Below are 18,814 nucleotides of genomic sequence, written 5' to 3'. Positions count from 1 at the left end.
TTTGTGATTCTAAAATGACGGCTAAAATTGGTCAAGATAAATTGCGACTAATGAGCTGTCCAACCCCCGTCTATTGGTAAGCATGTACCCGTAATTGAAGCGGCCGCATCAGCACATAAATAGTAGACTAATTCGGCAACTTCCTCAATTTTCACAAATTCTTTAGTCGGTTGTTCCCCTAACATCACATCATTAATGACTTGCTCTTCGCTGATCCCGCGCGCTTTGGCTGTGGCGGCAATTTGACCTTCGACTAAGGGGGTAAGTACATACCCAGGACAGATAGCGTTACAGGTGATATTATGCTGTGCTACTTCAAGCGCAATCGTCTTAGTTAAGCCCGCCACACCATGCTTGGCAGCGACATAGGCCGATTTAAAAGGGGAGGCAATTAAAGCATGGGCAGAAGCAATGTTAATAATTCGACCCCAGCCATTCTTTTTCATCATCGGAATAGCTAAGCGAGAAATATGAAAGGCAGAGGAGAGGTTGATGGCAATAATTTTATCCCAGGCGGCAATTGGAAATTCGTCAATGGGGGCCACGTGCTGAATTCCAGCATTGTTTACAATAACATCAAGGCGGCCAAACTGCTTTTCAATCATGCGCATCATGGCTTCAATTTGGTCGGGTTGCGACATATCCGCGTCTGAAAATAATACCTCACCTTTGCCCAGCGTTTTAACCTCACTAATCGTCTCATTAAGAGTAGGGGTGGCTAAGCCATTGAGGATAACAGAATGGCCAGCCTGAGCTAGTCTTTTGGCAATTCCTAAACCAATTCCGCTGGTAGACCCTGTAATTAAAGCAACTTTATCCATTGTATCCTCCTCAGTTGATAGATATACATGAATTTTAGTTTGAAAACCTTAAGAAGATCTAAATTCTAGGAGGTAATTTTACATTAGTTCGCCGAATTGAATTCAGCGGCAGTATTGCCTTGCGAGTGGTCAGTCCCGTCTTAGCTTTTATAATTTTCTGGCCTCGCCCTTTGTGAAAGAAACCAGTATCCTGGATGCTACCGGACGTTCGAATGCGGCTTGTATCCACTTTCGGTAAACTGCCCCCATAGCCGGTCAGTGGCGAAAACTTAATTTGTACGGGAATAGTCCGACCATTTAGACTATGAAAGTTAGTTTTTACAACCTTAGGCTGATTGGCAGCAAAGACAGTTTGAAGGGGCATTTGTTGCGCGGTAAAAGGTTGGTTGCCAAATTCTTGCCAAGCAGCCATAACTTTATTTTTGTAAGGCTGATTGTAAATAGCCGAAGCGGAATGGTAATGGGCAACTGCTCCTTGCCAATTGCCCTGAGCGTGCAATTTTTCCTTTAAAAACCGAGCTGCATATTCAATATTTGTCGCTGGATCAAAAGCAGCCTCAAGACTTGGGAAAGCATTAGGGTGATGTTTCAAATTGATCTGCATACAGCCGACATCGATACTGCTGATTCCTTGGGCTTGTAATTCTTTGACCTTATTAATAGCTTCAATTTTCGTATTGAAGACATAGGGTTTGCCATTAGCATTAATTGTCCAGGGCCAAGCAACCACCCCTTGACCTTGGACATATCGCCCTGACTCGATCCGGGATATTGCTCGCAATAAATTGGTTGGGATGCCATGTTGCCGCTCGAACCGCTGAATATAAGCCTCACAAACAGCATATGCCGAACTTGTTATCTGGCTAACTATTATTAGGCTGAGAATAAACTTACGCAGTATATACATAAAAATTTCTTATAAGTTGCCTTATGTTTATTTATAATAATTTTAATCTTAATTTAGTCTTAATATTCGTAATAAGCCGGTTTGCACATTAACATACAGAGAGCAGAACACAAGAAATTTCTTAAGCTCCCCTTAACACTCACTCTTATCAATCTCAGCTGAAGCTATGGCAAATAAGGCTTAAATGGAACCCCTGTGTTAATGCAGGAGAGTAAAAGATTAACGGGATAATATCACACCATCTTCTTTACTAATCTTGAATATTAAATATTCAATTAATTAACACTATTTTTACTATTAAAAACCTCCTTTTTAAAAAGGTTATGCTAGGGCCAATATTATAGGTAGCTGGGTTAATTTATTACAGGATATCTCATGGCAGGCAGGATAGCAGGGGATGTAAGAAGAGTTTATAAACTTATAGGTAGGTTTGGCTTAAATCTTAATGGGAGGAATACCTTGTTGGGCGGAACAGATACCAGGGGAGGGATTTTTAAATTTAGAAGAACTATGGACTCTATCCCAAAGCAAGTCTTTTATTGCATCTGCCGCTCCTTCTAGTGATATGCATACTAGCCCTATGACAGAGGCAATTTCCAAGGTAAAGGGGCATGAAAGCACCAAGACTGCAATTATAGACGATTTAACATCGAGATCATTTAGAAGCGATATCAATAACACTCTCCCTCTTTCTTGGCCTTTAAGAGAGTCCTCTTCTCTAAGTGCTAACTTATTAGGGACTAACGCTTTTACTTCGTCTGTGATAGTGAAAGAGAAAAGTAATAATTTACCTAAAAAGCGCATTGAGAGTAAAGATGGCAGCCAATGGGAAATAGTGGGAAACTTTGTAAAGCTTTATGATTGTGGCCCCGGAGTGCCTTTAAATCGCTATTTTAAAATCAAATCTCTTATTCAGGAAAACCAAATAGAAAAGATCGACGTATTAGGCTATAATGAGGATAATGTCAGGATTAGTGTAAAAATGAAAGAGGTTGATCCTGAACTAGAATTTTCTCTAAAAGAGAAGGGGCTCATCGAACCAAGGCTCCTTTTTGAGCAAACAATCTATTCAAGTGACAAAAATAGGCTATCCGAATACTTAAATGTTTTTTTCAGCTATGGGTTAATTCCGCAATTAACCATGGAAAAAATATTATTTAAGATAGAGAATGAAAAACCTAGTGAAGCAGCCCTTCAGAACTATTTTTACAATTTTGAAGCCGCATACCAAAGAGCACAAGAAATTAGAGGTAAGATCAACAGGATAAATGCAATTGGCCAAATTCAAAATTTGGGATTCTTTACCTCCTCTATAGCTAAAAATGTTTTACAGCGCCATGTAGGCTATACACAGGCTAAGGAACGCTACCCTATTATTGGCTCCTTTGGGACAGGACCGTGTCTAATTATGGCTGTTTATAATTCTAAGCATAAAACAGCTGCTTTATGCCATATTGATAGCATGACCAATCTTACTTCATTGCACAGCATTTTTTCCAATTTGAACCCTACTAAAGACAAGAATACTCCTGTGGAAATTCATCTGGCTGGGGGCGACGAGAGCAGTAAGGAGATGGTGGGAGAAGTGATTAGTCTTATTGAGAACTTTGAGAGTGCCAAAATTATATCAGCGAGCATAGTACGCCCAAACCCAGCTCAGTTAGCTATTGATAGCCGCACCGGAGAAGTATTTACCGACTTTTCTGCTCATCAATTAAATCTCGGGGAAAATATTTCTATGGGCTTGAAAACTGTTAGTTTTATATTTACTCTGCAATCTCTTGCAATTGAGCCTGGTTTAAAATTTAACGGGTAAATCTTTTTAAATGTTATGCATTAATTAGGGCAAATAAAGCCTCTATTAGGATTTCCGCACCGGCGTTAAGGCTGCTCATGGTGACGTGATAAAATTCAAGATATTTTATTTTACTTTAAATGTCTGTGCCCTTATAGATGGAAATGGAAGGGAGATCTGTCGTCTCCCTCGTTTCAAACTGTGAGAAACCTTAGCCATTTTAGTAAGCGATAGCACATGCAAACAAGTTATTTAATTTTAGGTCTTGCCCGTTCGGGTTTAGCAACGTTACGTTGGCTCCTTGACCAAGGCAGTAAAGTCTTTGTCAGTGATGCCAATCCTGAGAGTGTGGCCTTAGCAAGTTCTGAAGGGGGAATACCCTGGACAGAGGGGCAGAAATTTTCACAATTGACTGCTTTAATTCAAAGCCCAGGCATACCTTTAGATCATCCGTTGACGCAGGCGGCCCGCGCGCAAGGGATAAAAATTATGGGAGATGTAGATTTATTTCGTCAGAATTATCCAACGGCAAAGATTATTGGCGTAACAGGCACAAATGGTAAATCGACGACAACGACCTTAATTGGCCATATCCTGAAAAACTGCAACGTTCCTATAGCCGTTGGCGGGAATGTGGGCATACCTGTCATGTCTTTGCCAAAACTACCAGACAACGGTGTATATGTTATTGAGCTTTCATCTTATCAGCTAGAACTGTCTACTTGTTTAGGTTTAACAATTGTGGCTTGGACAAATATTACCCCTGATCATTTGGAACGACATAAAACTATGAGAGATTATGTCTATGCGAAGAGCCAGATCTTCGCTTCTCCAACTGTGCCCCCGCAGTCAATAATCTGTGTTGATGATTCCTATTCTAAAGATCTTTATAATCGAATGAATGCGGCCCATCCTGGATATTTTACGCCTGTCAGTGTGGTTAATCCTTTACGCCGCGGGGTTTTTGTTTATGATGGTATGCTAATCGATGCGCTAGCCGAGGAGCGTATTAATCTTGGCGAGATTACCCAATTAAAGTACTTGAAGGGGCCTCACAACTATCAAAATATTGCTATAGCGTACGGGGTGAGCCGTAAGTTAGGATTAAATTCCGACGAAATAATGGCAGCCATTCAAACCTTTCCGGGGTTAGCGCATCGGCAAGAATATGTAGAAACGCGAAACGGTGTTATATTTATCAATGACTCTAAAGCCACCAATGCTGAAGCAGCCTCTCATGCGCTTAAGGCTTATGAAAACATTTATTGGATTCTAGGAGGAGTCGCGAAAAGTGATGGCATTGATGAGTTGTTGCCGCTGCTTGAGCGGGTAAAAAAAGCGTACCTTATTGGTGAAGCTTCAAACCGTTTTGCGCAAACTCTTGCGGGAAAGATTCCTTACCGGTTATGCTTAGAGTTAGAAAAAGCTGTAAGGGAGGCTTATACTGATGCCGCTGCTGAGGGCAATGGCGTGGTGTTGCTTTCTCCCGCTTGTGCAAGCTTTGATCAGTTCAAAGATTTTGAATGTCGTGGAAATGCTTTTAAAGAAATTGTTAACAAGCTCTTGGAATCTCCACAACCTTGATGGAGACCGCTAATCTATGACCCGCAACAGCAGTTGGCCAGTGACGCTTGAACATTTTTTCTATATCGGCTTCAATCAGTTTTCCTCTTCTAAAGACCGAGATGGACCGGAAATACATTATCTCCAACTTGATAATCAAGGAAAAGACAGATGAAAAAGCCTATTGTTCTTCAAGTCTTACCTCGACTGAATAGTGGAGGAGTAGAACGGGTAACAGTTGATACTGCAGGGTTTTTATCTCGGGTTGATCCTAAGCCTACTTATGTAGCCTCAGAAGGGGGAATTTTATTGGCCGACCTTGAGGAGCGAGGGGTACATCATATTAAGCTATCCTTGGCCACAAAAAACCCTTTAAAAATCATCTGGAATGCCTTTTGGCTCCTCCATTTTATAAAAAAGCATCACATAGAGCTGATTCATGCTCGCTCTCGAGCGCCAGCGTGGAGTTCGCTGATAGCGGCTTACTTAGCAGATATTCCTTTTATTGCCACCTATCATGGGGCTTATCGTTGCAGTAATTCCTTAAAAAGATGGTATAACTCTGTTATGGTACGAGGCAAATGCGTCATCAGTATCTCTAATTTTGTCACGGCCCATATCGAAGAAAATCATCATCACCTTAAACCAAAAATTGTTAAGATTTATCCAGGGATTGATACTAAAGAGATATTTAATCCTGAACGATATACTGCGAGCGACATCTTAGCGCAGCGCCAAAAATGGTCGATCCCAGCCGATGCATTTGTCATGGCTGCCGTCGGTCGAATTGCCAAGGCAAAGCGGTTTGATTTGGCGGTGCAAGCGTTAGGAGCATTAGCGGAAAACAAGAAATTATTTCTTATTATAGCAGGATCCGATCAGGGAAGAACAGAATTATCAGCCAATTTAAAAGAATTAGCCTATAGCTTAGGGGTTGCTGATCGCTTCCGACTTATTCATGACTTCAAAGATATCCCTTTAATTTATGCGCTATCAGATCTGATTTTATTTCCCACAGCTCTTAAAGAGACCTTTGGTCGCATTTCAGCTGAAGCAGGAGCAATGGGAAAAATTATTATTTCCACGCAGCAAGGAGCAAGTGCTGAACTAATCATAAATGGCGTTACGGGCTATTTGATTCCTGCCGACAATTTAGGCGCATTGGTTGAGTGCATTCAGACCGTTTTAAAGCTAGCGTCAGATCAAAGGGTGGCCATGGAAAAGAATGCTCACCACTATATCCTCGAGAACTTTAGTGCAGAGCGTATGTATAATGAAACATTAAACTTATATAACTCCCTCCTCAGTTTGCAAGAAAAATAATTTTTTATTAAATTGATCTGATTGCTTGGAGACGTGGTAATAGCAAAAATTTTGTAATGATAAATGATTGTTTTAACAATAATTTAAAATTAATTAACTGATAGGAAACTTTAACACAAAACTATTTTCCGCTTGCTCTCAATATAAAATTGATTTATTGATTTTACAATTTCTCAAAGTTAAAAGTGAATCGATAATAATAATGGAGGAGCCAAATGACACGTTCTGAATTAATTTCAAAGCTGTCTTACACGTATCGAGGTTTGACCCAAGCTGAAATTGAGGCTATAGTGGATCGTATTTTCGGTGATATCACCGATACATTAAAAAAAGGTGGGCGAGTTGAGTTGCGAGGTTTTGGAACGTTTTCTTTACGACATCGTAAACCAAGAACGGGTCGCAATCCACGTACAGGAGAGACCGTTCATGTTGAAGGAAAGTCGGTGCCTTTTTTCAAGTCCGGCAAGGAACTAAAACAGTTATTAAACGCAAATTAGAGTTGATTCATGAACTGGCTTACAAATTTCGTCCGCCCCAAAATTAAGGCATTAATGCGCAAAGAAGAAGTGCCCGATAATTTATGGACGAAATGTGCCTCATGTGAGCACATGCTTTTTCATCGGGATCTGGCTGACAATCTACATGTCTGCCATCACTGTGGTTATCATATCCGCATTAGCGTTAGTAAGCGGTTAGAATATCTTTTTGATGAAGGGGCTTTTACCAAAGTCGCTGTTCCGGATGTGGTTACTGATCCATTAAAATTCAAAGATACCAAGAAATATACAGATCGTTTAAAGGAATACCGCAGTAAAACTGGGAATCAAGATGCTGTTATTATTGCTTATGGTCAAATTGGTGGTAAATCTGCTGTAGTGTCTGCCTTTGATTTCTCTTTTATGGGGGGATCAATGGGAATGGCAGTCGGGGAAGCGATATTGGTCGCCTCAGAATTAGCCGTAAAATCAAGGTGCGCCTTAATCGTGATCCCTGCTTCCGGGGGAGCCCGCATGCAAGAGGGTATTTTATCACTCATGCAGATGCCGCGCACAATTATTGCGGTAGAAAAGGTTAAACGTGCTGGACTGCCTTACGTTACGTTACTGACTGACCCTACCACCGGAGGAGTTTCAGCGTCCTTTGCCATGTTAGGGGATGTAGCAATTGCTGAACCAGGTGCAATTATTGGTTTTGCGGGTGCACGAGTAATTGAGGAAACTATTCGTCAAAAGCTTCCAGAAGGTTTCCAAAAAGCGGAATACCTATTGGCCCATGGTATGATAGATATGGTGGTACCGCGCAAAGAGCTCAATTCAAAGATTGGTGTGCTGTTAAGCCATCTTAATGGTTAAGAGGTGGAAAATCCTTAAGTTAGCGTAAGCAGGCAATCCTAAAGACTTCTTTAGTTATAGGATATCTTAGGCGGATGATTATTAAGCATGTTTAATTCTTCCCAAATACCAACAGATATCCGTTTATCTCTTGATCGCATAGAAGCTGTCCTTCAGGCACTGGGAAATCCTCAGAAGCGCCTGCCACCGGTTGTCCATGTGGCGGGTACCAATGGTAAAGGTTCAACCTTAGCATTTTTAGAGGCAATACTAGTGGGAGAAGGTGCCAGCGTTCATCTATATACTTCTCCTCACCTCATCCGTATTAATGAACGCATTAAAATTCACGGTAAAGAGATTACAGACGAACAACTATCCGCCTACCTTGATAAATTACGTAAAGCAGCAGGCCCGCTCCAATTAAGCTATTTTGAAGAATTAACAGCAGCCTCATTTCTAGCATTTAGTGATTATAAAGCGGATTTTTGTCTAGTTGAAGTGGGATTAGGTGGGCGGCTTGATGCAACCAACCTAGTTAATCCGGCGGTGTGTGCCCTTACGTCCATTTCTTATGATCACCAAGAATATCTAGGCTCCACCATCCAGGAAATTGCCCATGAGAAAGCGGGGATAATAAAAAAGGGTGTATCAGTAGTATGTGCTCAACAGCGATTTTGGGAAGCTAAAGAGGTGATAGCAGCCCAAGCTATGCGACTGAATTGTGACCTCTTTACGCCTGCCCCTATCCCTCTGGAAGTGCCGCTGGGTTTAAAAGGAACTCATCAGTATGATAATGCAGCAACGGCTATCAGAATAGCAGAGTTGCTGTTAAACAAGCCAGCCCATCAACTGTACCGTCATCTGAAAAATGCGTACTGGCCGGGGCGGCTGCAAAAGCTTTTTACCAGTTTTGACATTTGGGTTGATGGAGCTCATAATGTTGATGGAATAATTGTTTTAGCTGAAGAAGTTAAGCAATGGAAGCTGCAAGGAAGACCATTAATTTTAGCAGTAAGCCAACTTTCCAATAGATCTGAAGAAATTTTGATGCCTCTTCTAAGGTTAGCAGATGAAGTCTACCATATTGAAATGGATCAAGGTAATAGGTTTAGAAGCAGGGCCCCTCATATGCAGGACTCTATCCCTGTAAAAGAGGCTCTTCCTTATTTTATGCAACCCAAGTACAATAATGCTAGAATCTTATTTACAGGATCCCTATATATGGTAGGAGAGGTTCTAAAACTGCGGGAGATGTTCAATGATAGTTTCAAATAAGTCATTCTGGATTGGGGTAGTATTATCACCAGTGTTATTAGGAGTCGTTTGGTTTGCAGCTAATAAGCCCAAAATAGACTCTACCCCTAAAGTACAATCACCGGTAGCTACCTTTGACTTTGTACCGACCACTGAGAAAAAAGAATTGTCGAAAAAAGCTTTTCAAAGGCTAAATTTAGAGGATGGCACAACCAGCCCAACAACATTTAATGAATTCTCGGGCAAGCCAATGATTGTGCACTACTGGGCAACGTGGTGTGGTGCCTGCGTTGAAGAGATGCCTGCAATAGCTAAGTTTGCAGAGCAAAACGGTGATAAGATTAACTTTATCATAATTGCCAGCGATTCAACCGGCGGCAGTGATGTATTGAATTATTGCAAAACAAATGGCATTAAAAATATCAATATTTTTATTGATCAAAAAGGGACCGTATTACGGGACCTAAAAGTGAATGCTTTGCCAACAACTATCTTTGCCAGCGAAGAAAGAGTCGAAGCTGGACGCGTTGTAGGGGCGATTGACTGGCTGGGTCAGTCGGGAACAGTTATCCAGTCCTACTTGACAAAGGGCAATGAGTAATTATTATAGAAAAGTTATTAACGCCGGTCATAAGATAGGGAGATGATAGTTTGGCAAAGTTATACTTTTATTATTCGGCAATGAATGCGGGTAAAAGCACAACCTTGCTTCAGTCAAGCTATAACTATCATGAACGCGGCATGAATACTCTACTATTTACTGCTGCTATAGATGACCGTTTTGGGCGTGGTAAGATTGCTTCTCGCATTGGCCTATCCGCAGATGCTCACCTGTTTGATAACAAATTTGATTTCTTAAGCTTTATTCGTCAACACCACCAAACTCTCCCTAATTTAAAATGTGTTCTGGTGGATGAGGCTCAGTTTCTGAATAAGGACCAAGTACGACAGCTATGCGATGTGGTTGATCTCTTGAAAGTTCCTGTATTGACATACGGCATTCGTACCGATTTTAAAGGTGAGCTGTTTCAGGGGAGCTATTATCTGCTGGCTTGGGCGGATGAATTAGTGGAACTGAAGACAATTTGTCATTGTGGCCGGAAAGCGACCATGAATGCTCGGGTCGGGCCTGATGGTGAGTTTGTTACAGAAGGGCAACAAATCGAAATTGCCGGTAATGAGCGTTATATCTCCTTGTGCCGGGAACATTTTCATAAGGCGCAGGCTCAGCCTGAAAATCATTGTGTCGTGGCGTTAAAAACTAGGAATGTTGCTTAAGCTTTCTTATTAAGCAGATAAAAAGCAGGCCTAAAAGAATAATATTATTACACTCATAGCTAGGGAGAGAAAAGCAACCCTTTTTCGACTCCCGGAGGAAATCAATTCTTTTACGGCTCCATTTAAAAAGTCTTAATCAGGAGAGTGAATTAATGTTATTATCTTACGCATCATTTATTAAGATCGCTTAAACAATATTTGGTGATCACAGCTGAGGTTTATAAAATATCCTCTTGAAGCTGCCTTTAAAAAGGTGATGCTATCTTAACAAAGATATATTGAGACCATGCTGACTTGATAGTATACCTTTTTTTTGTATAGAGAGGGGTACACTACCAGTAATTTCGATTAAGGTTGATAGTTATCCTATAATGCAGATAGTTTTACCTCTCTCTAATCATTATATTTAACTCTTAGCTTATGCACCTATTTCCTGCTTTCTATTCGTCATTCTCCTGCTTCCTTCTTAGGGTATCGCGATGATTACTGAAGGCTGAGCGACTACCTTGCAGTACCCGGTTGGGTTTAGCTTGAGCTGAGGCTGGACTTTTAGGAGGGCTGGTAGATTCTACTCTTCCAACAGCTTCTATTTCACTAACAGACTCTATTTTTCTAGGTATCTCTAATTTAAAACCAAGAAGAGGATTAGTGTGCCTTTCTTCTGCGGGGCTTATTTTTTCACCATTTTGGTACTGGGTAATCTCAGATTTAATATTGGTTAGGATATCATTAATCTTCCATAACAATCGTTTAAATGTTGATTCCGTGAAGCAAAGAGAATTTTCTTTAGAAAGAGCTTGCTTGGCCTCTAATTTGTGAATTTGATTCCTGTACAGCAATTGTAGAGTTGTTGCCCATCTGGCTAAATAGTTTTTTTGTTTTGTAAAAGTTACTTCCATCCCTTGGAGGGCTAAGATTTTAATACTGACATCATTATCATTTCTAGTTGCCTTAGCTTTGAATTTTAAAGCACAATCCTCAATATTTAGTAAGCAGTGATTCCAAATGTACTCTAGTTTTTCAATATTTTCTTGATAAATGCTTGCCTCTTTATATGCACCATTTGATTTTAAGTCCTCGATAACACCCTCAAAGAATTTGTTGTAAGCCCTATCGCCTGAAAATTTTTCGTTAGAACGATAAATAATTTGATCGAGCGTAGCTTGTTTGGTTTCTCTCAAGAATGTATTATATGCTTCTACAGTTTGTACAGCAACTGGAAGAGGGGAAAGACGAGGGGAGAGAATCTCGCCTGCCATAGCAGCATTAAAAGATAAAATAATAAGTAAATGTTTCATGTATTGCTCTATATTTTTATTTCTTTGTTAACAGTATTTATTATTTTATTGCTGCGTAATCTTGTCAAGAGAATAAAGTAATTGCTAGTATTAAATAGATTCATTTTACATTAACCAAAATCCGAAAATTGCTGATAACTCATTTCATATAAGGATAGCATTTTTGAGGCCAAAACCTTATCAAAAATATTTTTATATTAAGGGATTCATGTTAAAATAAGCACTTACTATAAATATTAAGAGGACTGCGATATGCAATTTCATGCCACCGTCGTGACATTATTTCCTGAAATGTTTCCAGGTGGACTTGGCTATTCGTTGACGGGTAAGGCCCTAGCAGAGGAGAAATGGCTTCTGGATACGGTACAGATTCGGGACTATGCTTTAGATAAACATCATACCGTTGACGATACGCCCTATGGGGGCGGTGCCGGCATGGTAATGAAGCCAGATGTGGTAAGCAGTGCCCTCGACGCTGCAGTGAAGCTTGGCACGGAAGGACGGAGAAAGATTTATTTGACGCCCCGTGGACAACCCTTTACCCAAAAAATGGCGCGTGATTATGCAGCAAATGCTGAAGGGCTCATCTTGCTATGTGGTCGTTATGAAGGTGTCGACCAACGGGTCATCGAAGATTGGCAAATGGAAGAAGTAAGTGTAGGCGACTTTATCTTGACAGGTGGTGAACTCCCTGCCCAAATAATTTTAGATGCGGTGGTCCGATTGTTGCCAAATGTCCTCGGCAATAGAGAATCTTTAGAAAATGAAAGTTTTGAGCTTGGAATTTTAGAGTATCCACAGTATACTAAACCACAAAACTGGAAAAATAAGATCGTGCCTGATGTGCTGCTCTCAGGCGATCATCAAAAAATTGCCAAATGGCGCCAGGAAGAAGCAGAAAGAATAACGCGAGAGCGTCGGCCAGATTTATGGCAAGCGTTTCTCAAAAGTCGTGATTAGGAGTTATTCATGAACTTGTTGCAAAAGCTAGAACAGGAACAATTACAGCGTTTGGCTGAAGGTAAAGTAATACCTCAATTCAAAGCTGGAGATACAGTGCGAGTTAACGTTAAGGTTGTGGAAGGTGAACGTACCCGTATTCAGCCTTATGAAGGTGTCGTAATTGGTCGCCGTAATGCAGGCGTCCGTTCAACATTTCGGGTTCGCAAACTATCCTCTGGTGAAGGTGTAGAGCGGGTATTCCATCTGTATTCCCCAAACATCACTGTTGAAGTTGTCCGTTGTGGCCGAGTTCGTCGAGCAAAGCTATATTACTTGCGTGGCCGTACCGGTAAAAGCGCTCGTATCGCTGAGCTAAAGAAATATAATGTTGCCCCAAAAACTGGTGCGGCACCAGCAGTTTCTGCTGAATAAACTTGTTTTTAGGAGCGCCATTTAGGCGTTCCACTTTCATCTATTTTCGTATAACGCATCTAATTAATTAAGAAAAAGAATAAAAAAATGAATATTTCACTAGATCTTCAATCCATAAATAATTAGCTGCTAAAATATATCTAATTTCTTGAAGGCTACTCTTTACTGGCTTATTACAAGCAGGCCAATAATCATGTCTTGTGATCTATTGCTGTCTTACCAAGGATTGCATCCTTCTCAATGAAATTAGTTAAAAGGCGAAGCTTCTCTATTAGGGGCCCCTTAATTAGCTTCCTAATTGGAGCCGTTAGGTCAGATGGCATATATCTGACCCGATGCTATATCGCCTTTTTAGGGGGCTAAATTAAAGCAAGAGCTTATGTTTGGTTGCTTACCTGCCAACCAGAGCAAAGAACATTGCATGCTCTAATTTTTTAGAATTAGCGGAAATGTTTAGCTATCCCTAAAGCCTTATCAAGAAATGAAGCAGAACAAAATAATAATAAGAATCGGAGAGAATAATGAAAAGAACAATAATCTCGTTATTAATGCTGTCAGTTTGCACTTCAGTATTCTGTCAAGATAATGCACCTAGAGCAGACACTGCCCCGGCCACGTGCCATATGGATGTTGTTCCCTTAAAAGAAGTAACGCAATCAAGATTTTTTAACCAAGAGTTGACGGAATGGACTTCTCATATGGAGGAAGCATGGCATCGTGGCCATCCTGTGGTTCGGAGTCATATGACAACAGATCAGGGTCAATTTTATTCACCTGCCAATTATAGAGAAGCACAAATACTTGACAGGAAAATTCAAGCAGATATAAAGGCTCAAATTTTAATAAGCAAGGAAATACCGCGCCGAGATACTCTTATCAGTAGACTTGATCACATCATGCAAGAGTTCGGAGAAGGTCATCACCAATTAATGAATGTTGGTCCTCAACAAGGTGAAGCTCTAGCTCAGATGCGAGTAAAATTCAATAATTTTTGTGCTCATGCAGAACAAAATGCCTTAGATGCGCAAATAGATCAATTGTGCCAGTACTTGACTGTATCTGCCCCTGGTGAGCAACCAAAAGAAGAAATTAATGCGTTGTTTTTAGCGAGCATAGAACAATTCAATCAATCCTTACAGCGACTCACAGAAATTGTAGCAGGCACTTCTGAAGGAATATTTAGCAACAAGCAAAGGATCATTCTTGACACTTTAAAAACGGAAATCATCCCGGAAATTAGTGCCCGCATCCAAGCGATGCACCGTCATTTGCCCGGCTCTGTCACTGCTCAAGATTATGACTCCTTGAGGAGGTATCTCACAGCAACATCAGAAACAGATCATGGCCTGGCTTTCAGGCCAAGAAGCCAGAATGGCCGGCCTGGCTTAACTTTTCTAGAGACCTTTATTGGCGGATTTATGGTTGGTTCAGATCATGTCATGTATTCGCAGTTTCCTAATTTATTCAATTTTATTATTCAGTTTCAGCTTACTGAAGATCTACTAAGGGAACTGATAAATATTAGGAAAGATTTCTGCAATACTTATCGATTAATAACCCCCGATCCCCAAGCAGTTCTTTCTAATGAGGCTGTTATAGCCATGATTATTGAAGGAAATAAGGGGCGTCTTCAGCTTTTACAGCAATTGCTTAACCAAATGCAAACAGTGAATAGTGGGCCAGGATATAAAGAAATTAAGGAAAATATTACCCTCTGGCAAGCGCATCAGCAATATGAGCAGCTCACCCGATATCAGTCAGCCCAAGACTTTTTAGTATTTAATCAAGCTCAAGAACAAAAAGCGAATGAAGTTGAGAACATCCGCCAGTTGCTATTACGCAAAGCGGAGAACTTCTTAAGTCGTGATCGGAAATTAATAAATGTGGTGGGTTTGATAAGAGAGATAAGCGGCATTAATAGTTCACTAGATCGTCTTATTGCCCTGGAATTTGAGCAATCCCTTGTTGCTGCCCTTAACGAGAGAACTTCTCACAGCCGCGAAGAAGACTTAATGAGAACTTTTACTCCCTATTTCCGCGATAACGCCGCAGCTGAAAGCTTTATTGAGACCATTATCCGCTATCATGCTTTGAGAGAAGAAATTGAGGCCATCCGCAACCAGTCAGAGTTAATCAAACGAATCAGCATTGCCCTTAAAAAACACTATGCCTTTGTAGATATCTTATCTGAGATAGTGTCTATAAAAGACACGCTTACCTTTAAGGATGAGAGCTCAAAAACAGGTAAACAAACCACAAGAGTATTCTTTGAGCAAATTATTAATAGTTATAAGACAGCCTCTTACTTAGTATTAGCCCCCTCCCAAAGAAGTGATCAATATCGCCATACATTAGCGGCCTTACAAGATTCTAATTTATGGGAGGAAGATCCCGAGCGAGCTTGCAACCTTTTTCAACGGGCACATGAGGCTTATATAGCAGCCAGAGATGCGATTAAAGCAATCAATTTACCCCGAAGCAATGGTCCTTCAAGGATACTGCCAGGGTTTGACATGAGGGAGCAGCATCAGGAAACTTCAGCTAGTGCTCATGAAGTTCCTTTTACGCCACCACCGCCACCGCCGAACAATCTGCATACCCGGGATCCATGGCCGAGTTTCAAAGAATCTGTAAGGCGCTATATAGCAACCAGCCCCCATCACCAAGGAGCGATTCTAGATTATCTGAGATCGGTTATAAATGATGCACAGTCATATATTGATTACAATCTCCCCACTGCTCAAGACTTGAGAAGTGAACTAAATCGTAGAAATATAAAAATTTGAGGTCAAATCATGAAAGGTAGATTAGCTTTACTCTTATTGTTAGCAGCTTCTGCGAATGCGCAGCCAGAATATTATATTGGTTTGCAAGCGGGCGGTTTGAACCATCGCGCTTACCAAAGAGATGGTATCAAATTATCTAGAGATTCTTATCTGTATAGTAAGCGGCATAACAGTTATAGCTCTATTCTTGGGCTTATTACAGGAATTGATTACAATAATTTTGGCATTGAATTAGAAGGGAATTTAGCTAATGCTAGACAAGCATTAAAGCAAACCCCAGTGGATACTAGTGGACCAGCACATCACCCCTATCAGCATGAATTTGCCCATGTTGGTAACCTTGGACTTGGCCTAAAATTTGCATATCCTTTAGGATTATCAGTAAAAGTTTATGCAAAGCCAATGCTTTCAGCAGGTTTCTTTAGATCAAAAATCCTATACACTGAAGACTTAGATAAACCAATAAACTATTATCGGAAAACAAAGAAAAGGTTAGGCGGCGGCTTAGCCATTGGTATTGAGAAGCGGATGGGGAGTTTCAAAGTTTCTACCGAAGCCCGCTATCTTAACTATCGTTCTTTCAAATATGGTCTCGATTTAAATGATATTGAATCAGCACGGACTAAGATAAAGCCGCACACAGTGTCAGCCACAATCAGGATCGCTTATTGCTTCTAGGGAACTCATGTAGAGAAGGAGAACTAATATACACGGGTTTCCCCTGGCCTTATTATTCTTTAATCTCTCTTAAAAGAGTGATGACAACGCGTCTATTCTCCGGAGCATAAGGATTGGTGGGATTGGCAAGTTCTCGATCTGCCCGACCATTGATTGACGTGATTCTTTCCTCGGCCACGCCGCCGCTCACTAAAACCCGGCGGCTGGCGTTTGCCCGCTCTGATGATAATTCCCAGTTGGTAAGCATTGAACGCTGGCTATATTGATTGGCATCGGTATGACCAGAGATTTTAATTTTGTTGGGAACACCTTGAATTGCTTTCGCTATCGACTTTAAGATATCTTCCATTTGTTTATACATACGGCTTGAGCCACTTGGGAACATAGCATTTTTAAGCTGATCAATAATTTCAATATTTAAGCCTTCATTAGTAAGTTCAATTTTAATATTATTACTTAACTCCTTAAGCTCTGGCATTTTATTCAAGTTCTGCTTAATTTCTTCAGAGATTTCATTGAGTTTAGCTTCTTCTTGCTGTTTGGATGCATATGCTTTAGTCTGCGGTGTCTTTTTTAGTCGCTCTTCAATTTCACGGCGAGCAGCTTCTTTTTGACGTTCTTCTTCAGTTTTTCCACCATTATCATCTGCTTGGGGATCGACATTTTCCGACACACCTGCAGCTTCGCCTCCAGGACCTTTTTCAGTCGGTGGGGTAGGCTTTACTGTAATCTTATTTTGTTGAGTTTCATCAAATGTGCCGACTGTTTCTTTGATGGAGGTACCGCCCATGACTCCCATATTTCCACCACCCTTAGGAGTAGAAGCGAATGGATCAAAATAATTAGCGATACCGCGCCGTTGTTCTTCAGAGGTAGCATTTAAAAGCCACATCAGCAAAAAGAAAGCCATCATTGCTGTCACAAAGTCAGCATAAGCAATCTTCCAAGCCCCCCCATGATGGCCATCACCAGAGACCTTTTTAATCTTCTTTATTATCGGCTGTGGTGGCTTTTCACTCATCTTTAACCTGCAGCAGCATTCTGAATTGCTTCTTCAAGCTCAGCAAAAGAAGGGCGAAAATCGCTTTCTATGCTTTTGCGAGCAAATTCAACAGCAATAGCGGGCGCATACCCATTCATACAAGCAATAATTCCTGCTTTCATACATAAGTAGTATTTGGTTTCATTATCGAATAAGGTTTTGACACAGTTTGCCAAGGGAGACATTACCCCGTAGGAAATCAAGACCCCAGCAAAGGTACCGACCAGAGCCGCACCAATTAAATGCCCGAGCACTTCAGGAGGCTGATTGATAGAGCCCATGGTATGAATAACACCCAAAACGGCGGCCACAATTCCTAACGCCGGGAATGATTCTCCATAGAGAGTCAAGGCATGGGAAACCGCATGGTTTTCAGAGTGATGGACGTCAAGCTGCTCATTCATCAAATCTTCAAGTTGATGAACGTTTTCAGCACCCATGGTTAACATCCGCAGGTAATCACAAAAGAATTCACAGGCATGGTGATCATTAACGAAAGTGGGGAAGCGTGTAAACAAGGCACTATCATGAGGATTGTCTAAATGAGTCTCAAGTTCGAGCATTCCTTTAGTCTTGATCAGTTTAAAGACCGTAAACTGCATTGTTAGAAGTTCAAGGTAATCAGCTTTGGAATAACGGTTACCTTTAAAGGCTAGCCCATAAGCAGCACCAGCACGCTTAAGAACATGGATCGGTACAGAGATAATAAATGCCCCCGTCGCGGCGCCAAAAATGATAACAAATTCTAACGGCTGCCATAAAACACCTAAATGCCCTCCGTGTGCGGCATAAGCGCCAAGTACACAGACAATAATAATTATGAAACCGACAATAAATAACATTTGCTACCTCTGATCCACAAAGTTAATTCATTATAGGAGATACAGAGTAAAGAAATTGTAAATCTTAGAAGTATTTATTTTACAAAAAGAAAATAAAATATTACCTAAATTATAAAAAAATCACAGATAAAATGATAACCTCAGATTTTGCTATTTTTAGAATTTGTTTACTTTTTGTTAAGGGGCTTTACAGTGACATGAAATATGTCAAACTGAATATGTTAGTATTAATATGGAGGATTCACTAATGCTAAAGTCTCTTTTTCTATCAACAGCACTAATTTCATTATCATTTGCTTCTGAAAAAGGCGCAGAGGCTCCAGCTGCCCCGGCTGCTCCAGCAGCTGCTCATGGTAAAGATCATCATGGTAAAGCTCACCACGATAAAGAAGCAAAAGGCGATCACAAGAAAGGTGAACACCACCAAGGTGAACATCACCACGGTGATAAAAAAGCTAAAGAAAGCAAATAAGCTAAGCTTAAACAGCAGCTCACTTTGCTATCAAAAAAACCTGCTTTATG

General features: G+C 40.7%; 18 protein-coding genes. 13 read left to right on the top strand and 5 right to left on the bottom strand.

Annotated features, from left to right (window positions below):
• Positions 1-47: 47 nt before the first annotated feature.
• Both HMO_RS0101755 and HMO_RS15355 read right to left on the bottom strand, forming a co-directional pair.
• On the bottom strand, positions 48-821 hold the full coding sequence (locus HMO_RS0101755) for a 3-hydroxybutyrate dehydrogenase (RefSeq protein ID WP_010297931.1): 774 nt from the start codon (positions 819-821) through the stop codon (positions 48-50).
• Between the two features lie 58 nt (positions 822-879).
• Positions 880-1,728, bottom strand: a complete 849-nt coding sequence (locus HMO_RS15355; protein ID WP_010297929.1) for a lytic transglycosylase domain-containing protein — start codon at positions 1,726-1,728, stop codon at positions 880-882.
• A 445-nt stretch (positions 1,729-2,173) separates the two neighbouring features.
• Here HMO_RS15355 and HMO_RS0101745 point away from each other — a divergent pair, with 445 nt between their 5' ends.
• The 8 genes from HMO_RS0101745 to HMO_RS0101705 all read left to right on the top strand — a co-directional run bounded on the left by HMO_RS0101745 (position 2,174) and on the right by HMO_RS0101705 (position 10,272).
• Positions 2,174-3,544 (top strand): hypothetical protein, encoded by a 1,371-nt coding sequence (locus HMO_RS0101745; protein ID WP_010297927.1) that lies wholly within the window; start codon positions 2,174-2,176, stop codon positions 3,542-3,544.
• A gap of 216 nt (positions 3,545-3,760) precedes the next feature.
• A complete protein-coding gene (gene murD, locus HMO_RS0101740) occupies positions 3,761-5,107 on the top strand; it encodes a UDP-N-acetylmuramoyl-L-alanine--D-glutamate ligase (protein WP_010297925.1) in 1,347 nt (448 codons plus the stop codon).
• A 150-nt stretch (positions 5,108-5,257) separates the two neighbouring features.
• Entirely contained in the window at positions 5,258-6,409 is a 1,152-nt protein-coding gene (locus HMO_RS0101730; RefSeq protein ID WP_010297918.1) for a glycosyltransferase family 4 protein, read from the top strand.
• 215 nt (positions 6,410-6,624) lie between these two features.
• Positions 6,625-6,906 (top strand): integration host factor subunit beta, encoded by a 282-nt coding sequence (locus HMO_RS0101725; RefSeq protein WP_010297916.1) that lies wholly within the window; start codon positions 6,625-6,627, stop codon positions 6,904-6,906.
• Positions 6,907-6,915: 9 nt separating this feature from the next.
• On the top strand, positions 6,916-7,761 hold the full coding sequence (gene accD, locus HMO_RS0101720; protein ID WP_010297913.1) for an acetyl-CoA carboxylase, carboxyltransferase subunit beta: 846 nt from the start codon (positions 6,916-6,918) through the stop codon (positions 7,759-7,761).
• Positions 7,762-7,848: 87 nt separating this feature from the next.
• Positions 7,849-9,015: a bifunctional folylpolyglutamate synthase/dihydrofolate synthase gene (locus tag HMO_RS13430; protein WP_010297911.1), complete on the top strand. Its 1,167-nt coding sequence runs from the start codon at positions 7,849-7,851 to the stop codon at positions 9,013-9,015.
• A complete protein-coding gene (locus HMO_RS0101710; RefSeq protein WP_010297908.1) occupies positions 8,999-9,595 on the top strand; it encodes a TlpA family protein disulfide reductase in 597 nt (198 codons plus the stop codon). Before HMO_RS13430 ends, HMO_RS0101710 begins: the two co-directional genes overlap by 17 nt.
• A 50-nt stretch (positions 9,596-9,645) precedes the next feature.
• On the top strand, positions 9,646-10,272 hold the full coding sequence (locus tag HMO_RS0101705; protein ID WP_010297905.1) for a thymidine kinase: 627 nt from the start codon (positions 9,646-9,648) through the stop codon (positions 10,270-10,272).
• A gap of 440 nt (positions 10,273-10,712) precedes the next feature.
• On the opposite strand, the gene HMO_RS0101700 is transcribed toward HMO_RS0101705, so the two are convergent.
• Positions 10,713-11,570 carry a hypothetical protein gene (locus HMO_RS0101700; RefSeq protein ID WP_010297902.1) on the bottom strand — a complete coding sequence of 286 codons (858 nt, stop codon included), beginning with the start codon at positions 11,568-11,570 and terminating at the stop codon, positions 10,713-10,715.
• Between the two features lie 252 nt (positions 11,571-11,822).
• Here HMO_RS0101700 and trmD point away from each other — a divergent pair, with 252 nt between their 5' ends.
• The 4 genes from trmD (at position 11,823) to HMO_RS0101675 (ending at position 16,408) form a co-directional block, all read left to right on the top strand.
• Entirely contained in the window at positions 11,823-12,530 is a 708-nt protein-coding gene (gene trmD, locus HMO_RS0101695) for a tRNA (guanosine(37)-N1)-methyltransferase TrmD (RefSeq protein WP_010297899.1), read from the top strand.
• A 9-nt stretch (positions 12,531-12,539) separates the two neighbouring features.
• Positions 12,540-12,944, top strand: coding sequence for a 50S ribosomal protein L19 (rplS, locus tag HMO_RS0101690; protein ID WP_010297896.1), 405 nt, complete (start codon positions 12,540-12,542; stop codon positions 12,942-12,944).
• 521 nt (positions 12,945-13,465) lie between these two features.
• Positions 13,466-15,730 carry a hypothetical protein gene (locus tag HMO_RS0101680; protein ID WP_010297889.1) on the top strand — a complete coding sequence of 755 codons (2,265 nt, stop codon included), beginning with the start codon at positions 13,466-13,468 and terminating at the stop codon, positions 15,728-15,730.
• 9 nt (positions 15,731-15,739) lie between these two features.
• The gene (locus HMO_RS0101675; protein ID WP_010297886.1) at positions 15,740-16,408 is read left to right on the top strand and encodes an outer membrane beta-barrel protein; all 669 of its coding nucleotides are present in this window, start codon (positions 15,740-15,742) and stop codon (positions 16,406-16,408) included.
• A gap of 52 nt (positions 16,409-16,460) precedes the next feature.
• Here HMO_RS0101675 and HMO_RS13425 read toward each other — a convergent pair whose 3' ends face one another.
• Entirely contained in the window at positions 16,461-17,429 is a 969-nt protein-coding gene (locus HMO_RS13425) for a flagellar motor protein MotB (RefSeq protein ID WP_010297883.1), read from the bottom strand.
• Positions 17,430-17,431: 2 nt separating this feature from the next.
• A complete protein-coding gene (motA, locus tag HMO_RS0101665; protein ID WP_010297880.1) occupies positions 17,432-18,292 on the bottom strand; it encodes a flagellar motor stator protein MotA in 861 nt (286 codons plus the stop codon).
• Between the two features lie 247 nt (positions 18,293-18,539).
• Here motA and HMO_RS0101660 point away from each other — a divergent pair, with 247 nt between their 5' ends.
• A complete protein-coding gene (locus HMO_RS0101660; RefSeq protein WP_010297876.1) occupies positions 18,540-18,764 on the top strand; it encodes a hypothetical protein in 225 nt (74 codons plus the stop codon).
• The last annotated feature ends 50 nt before the right edge of the window (positions 18,765-18,814 follow it).

Origin of the sequence: Candidatus Odyssella thessalonicensis L13 (genome assembly GCF_000190415.1) — a bacterium.
Lineage (GTDB): Bacteria > Pseudomonadota > Alphaproteobacteria > Paracaedibacterales > Paracaedibacteraceae > Paracaedibacter > Paracaedibacter thessalonicensis.
Note: the sequence above shows the minus strand (reverse complement) of the source record. Positions and strands in the feature narration are given on the sequence as shown.

What these genes read in the sequence shown, in the direction of transcription:
- HMO_RS0101755 (WP_010297931.1), bottom strand. Translation starts at nt 821, where the DNA reads ATGGATAAAGTTGCTTTAATTACAGGGTCTACCAGCGGAATTGGTTTA.
- HMO_RS15355 (WP_010297929.1), bottom strand. Translation starts at nt 1,728, where the DNA reads ATGTATATACTGCGTAAGTTTATTCTCAGCCTAATAATAGTTAGCCAG.
- HMO_RS0101745 (WP_010297927.1), top strand. Translation starts at nt 2,174, where the DNA reads ATGGGAGGAATACCTTGTTGGGCGGAACAGATACCAGGGGAGGGATTT.
- murD (WP_010297925.1), top strand. Translation starts at nt 3,761, where the DNA reads ATGCAAACAAGTTATTTAATTTTAGGTCTTGCCCGTTCGGGTTTAGCA.
- HMO_RS0101730 (WP_010297918.1), top strand. Translation starts at nt 5,258, where the DNA reads ATGAAAAAGCCTATTGTTCTTCAAGTCTTACCTCGACTGAATAGTGGA.
- HMO_RS0101725 (WP_010297916.1), top strand. Translation starts at nt 6,625, where the DNA reads ATGACACGTTCTGAATTAATTTCAAAGCTGTCTTACACGTATCGAGGT.
- accD (WP_010297913.1), top strand. Translation starts at nt 6,916, where the DNA reads ATGAACTGGCTTACAAATTTCGTCCGCCCCAAAATTAAGGCATTAATG.
- HMO_RS13430 (WP_010297911.1), top strand. Translation starts at nt 7,849, where the DNA reads ATGTTTAATTCTTCCCAAATACCAACAGATATCCGTTTATCTCTTGAT.
- HMO_RS0101710 (WP_010297908.1), top strand. Translation starts at nt 8,999, where the DNA reads ATGATAGTTTCAAATAAGTCATTCTGGATTGGGGTAGTATTATCACCA.
- HMO_RS0101700 (WP_010297902.1), bottom strand. Translation starts at nt 11,570, where the DNA reads ATGAAACATTTACTTATTATTTTATCTTTTAATGCTGCTATGGCAGGC.
- trmD (WP_010297899.1), top strand. Translation starts at nt 11,823, where the DNA reads ATGCAATTTCATGCCACCGTCGTGACATTATTTCCTGAAATGTTTCCA.
- rplS (WP_010297896.1), top strand. Translation starts at nt 12,540, where the DNA reads ATGAACTTGTTGCAAAAGCTAGAACAGGAACAATTACAGCGTTTGGCT.
- HMO_RS0101680 (WP_010297889.1), top strand. Translation starts at nt 13,466, where the DNA reads ATGAAAAGAACAATAATCTCGTTATTAATGCTGTCAGTTTGCACTTCA.
- HMO_RS0101675 (WP_010297886.1), top strand. Translation starts at nt 15,740, where the DNA reads ATGAAAGGTAGATTAGCTTTACTCTTATTGTTAGCAGCTTCTGCGAAT.
- HMO_RS13425 (WP_010297883.1), bottom strand. Translation starts at nt 17,429, where the DNA reads ATGAGTGAAAAGCCACCACAGCCGATAATAAAGAAGATTAAAAAGGTC.
- motA (WP_010297880.1), bottom strand. Translation starts at nt 18,292, where the DNA reads ATGTTATTTATTGTCGGTTTCATAATTATTATTGTCTGTGTACTTGGC.
- HMO_RS0101660 (WP_010297876.1), top strand. Translation starts at nt 18,540, where the DNA reads ATGCTAAAGTCTCTTTTTCTATCAACAGCACTAATTTCATTATCATTT.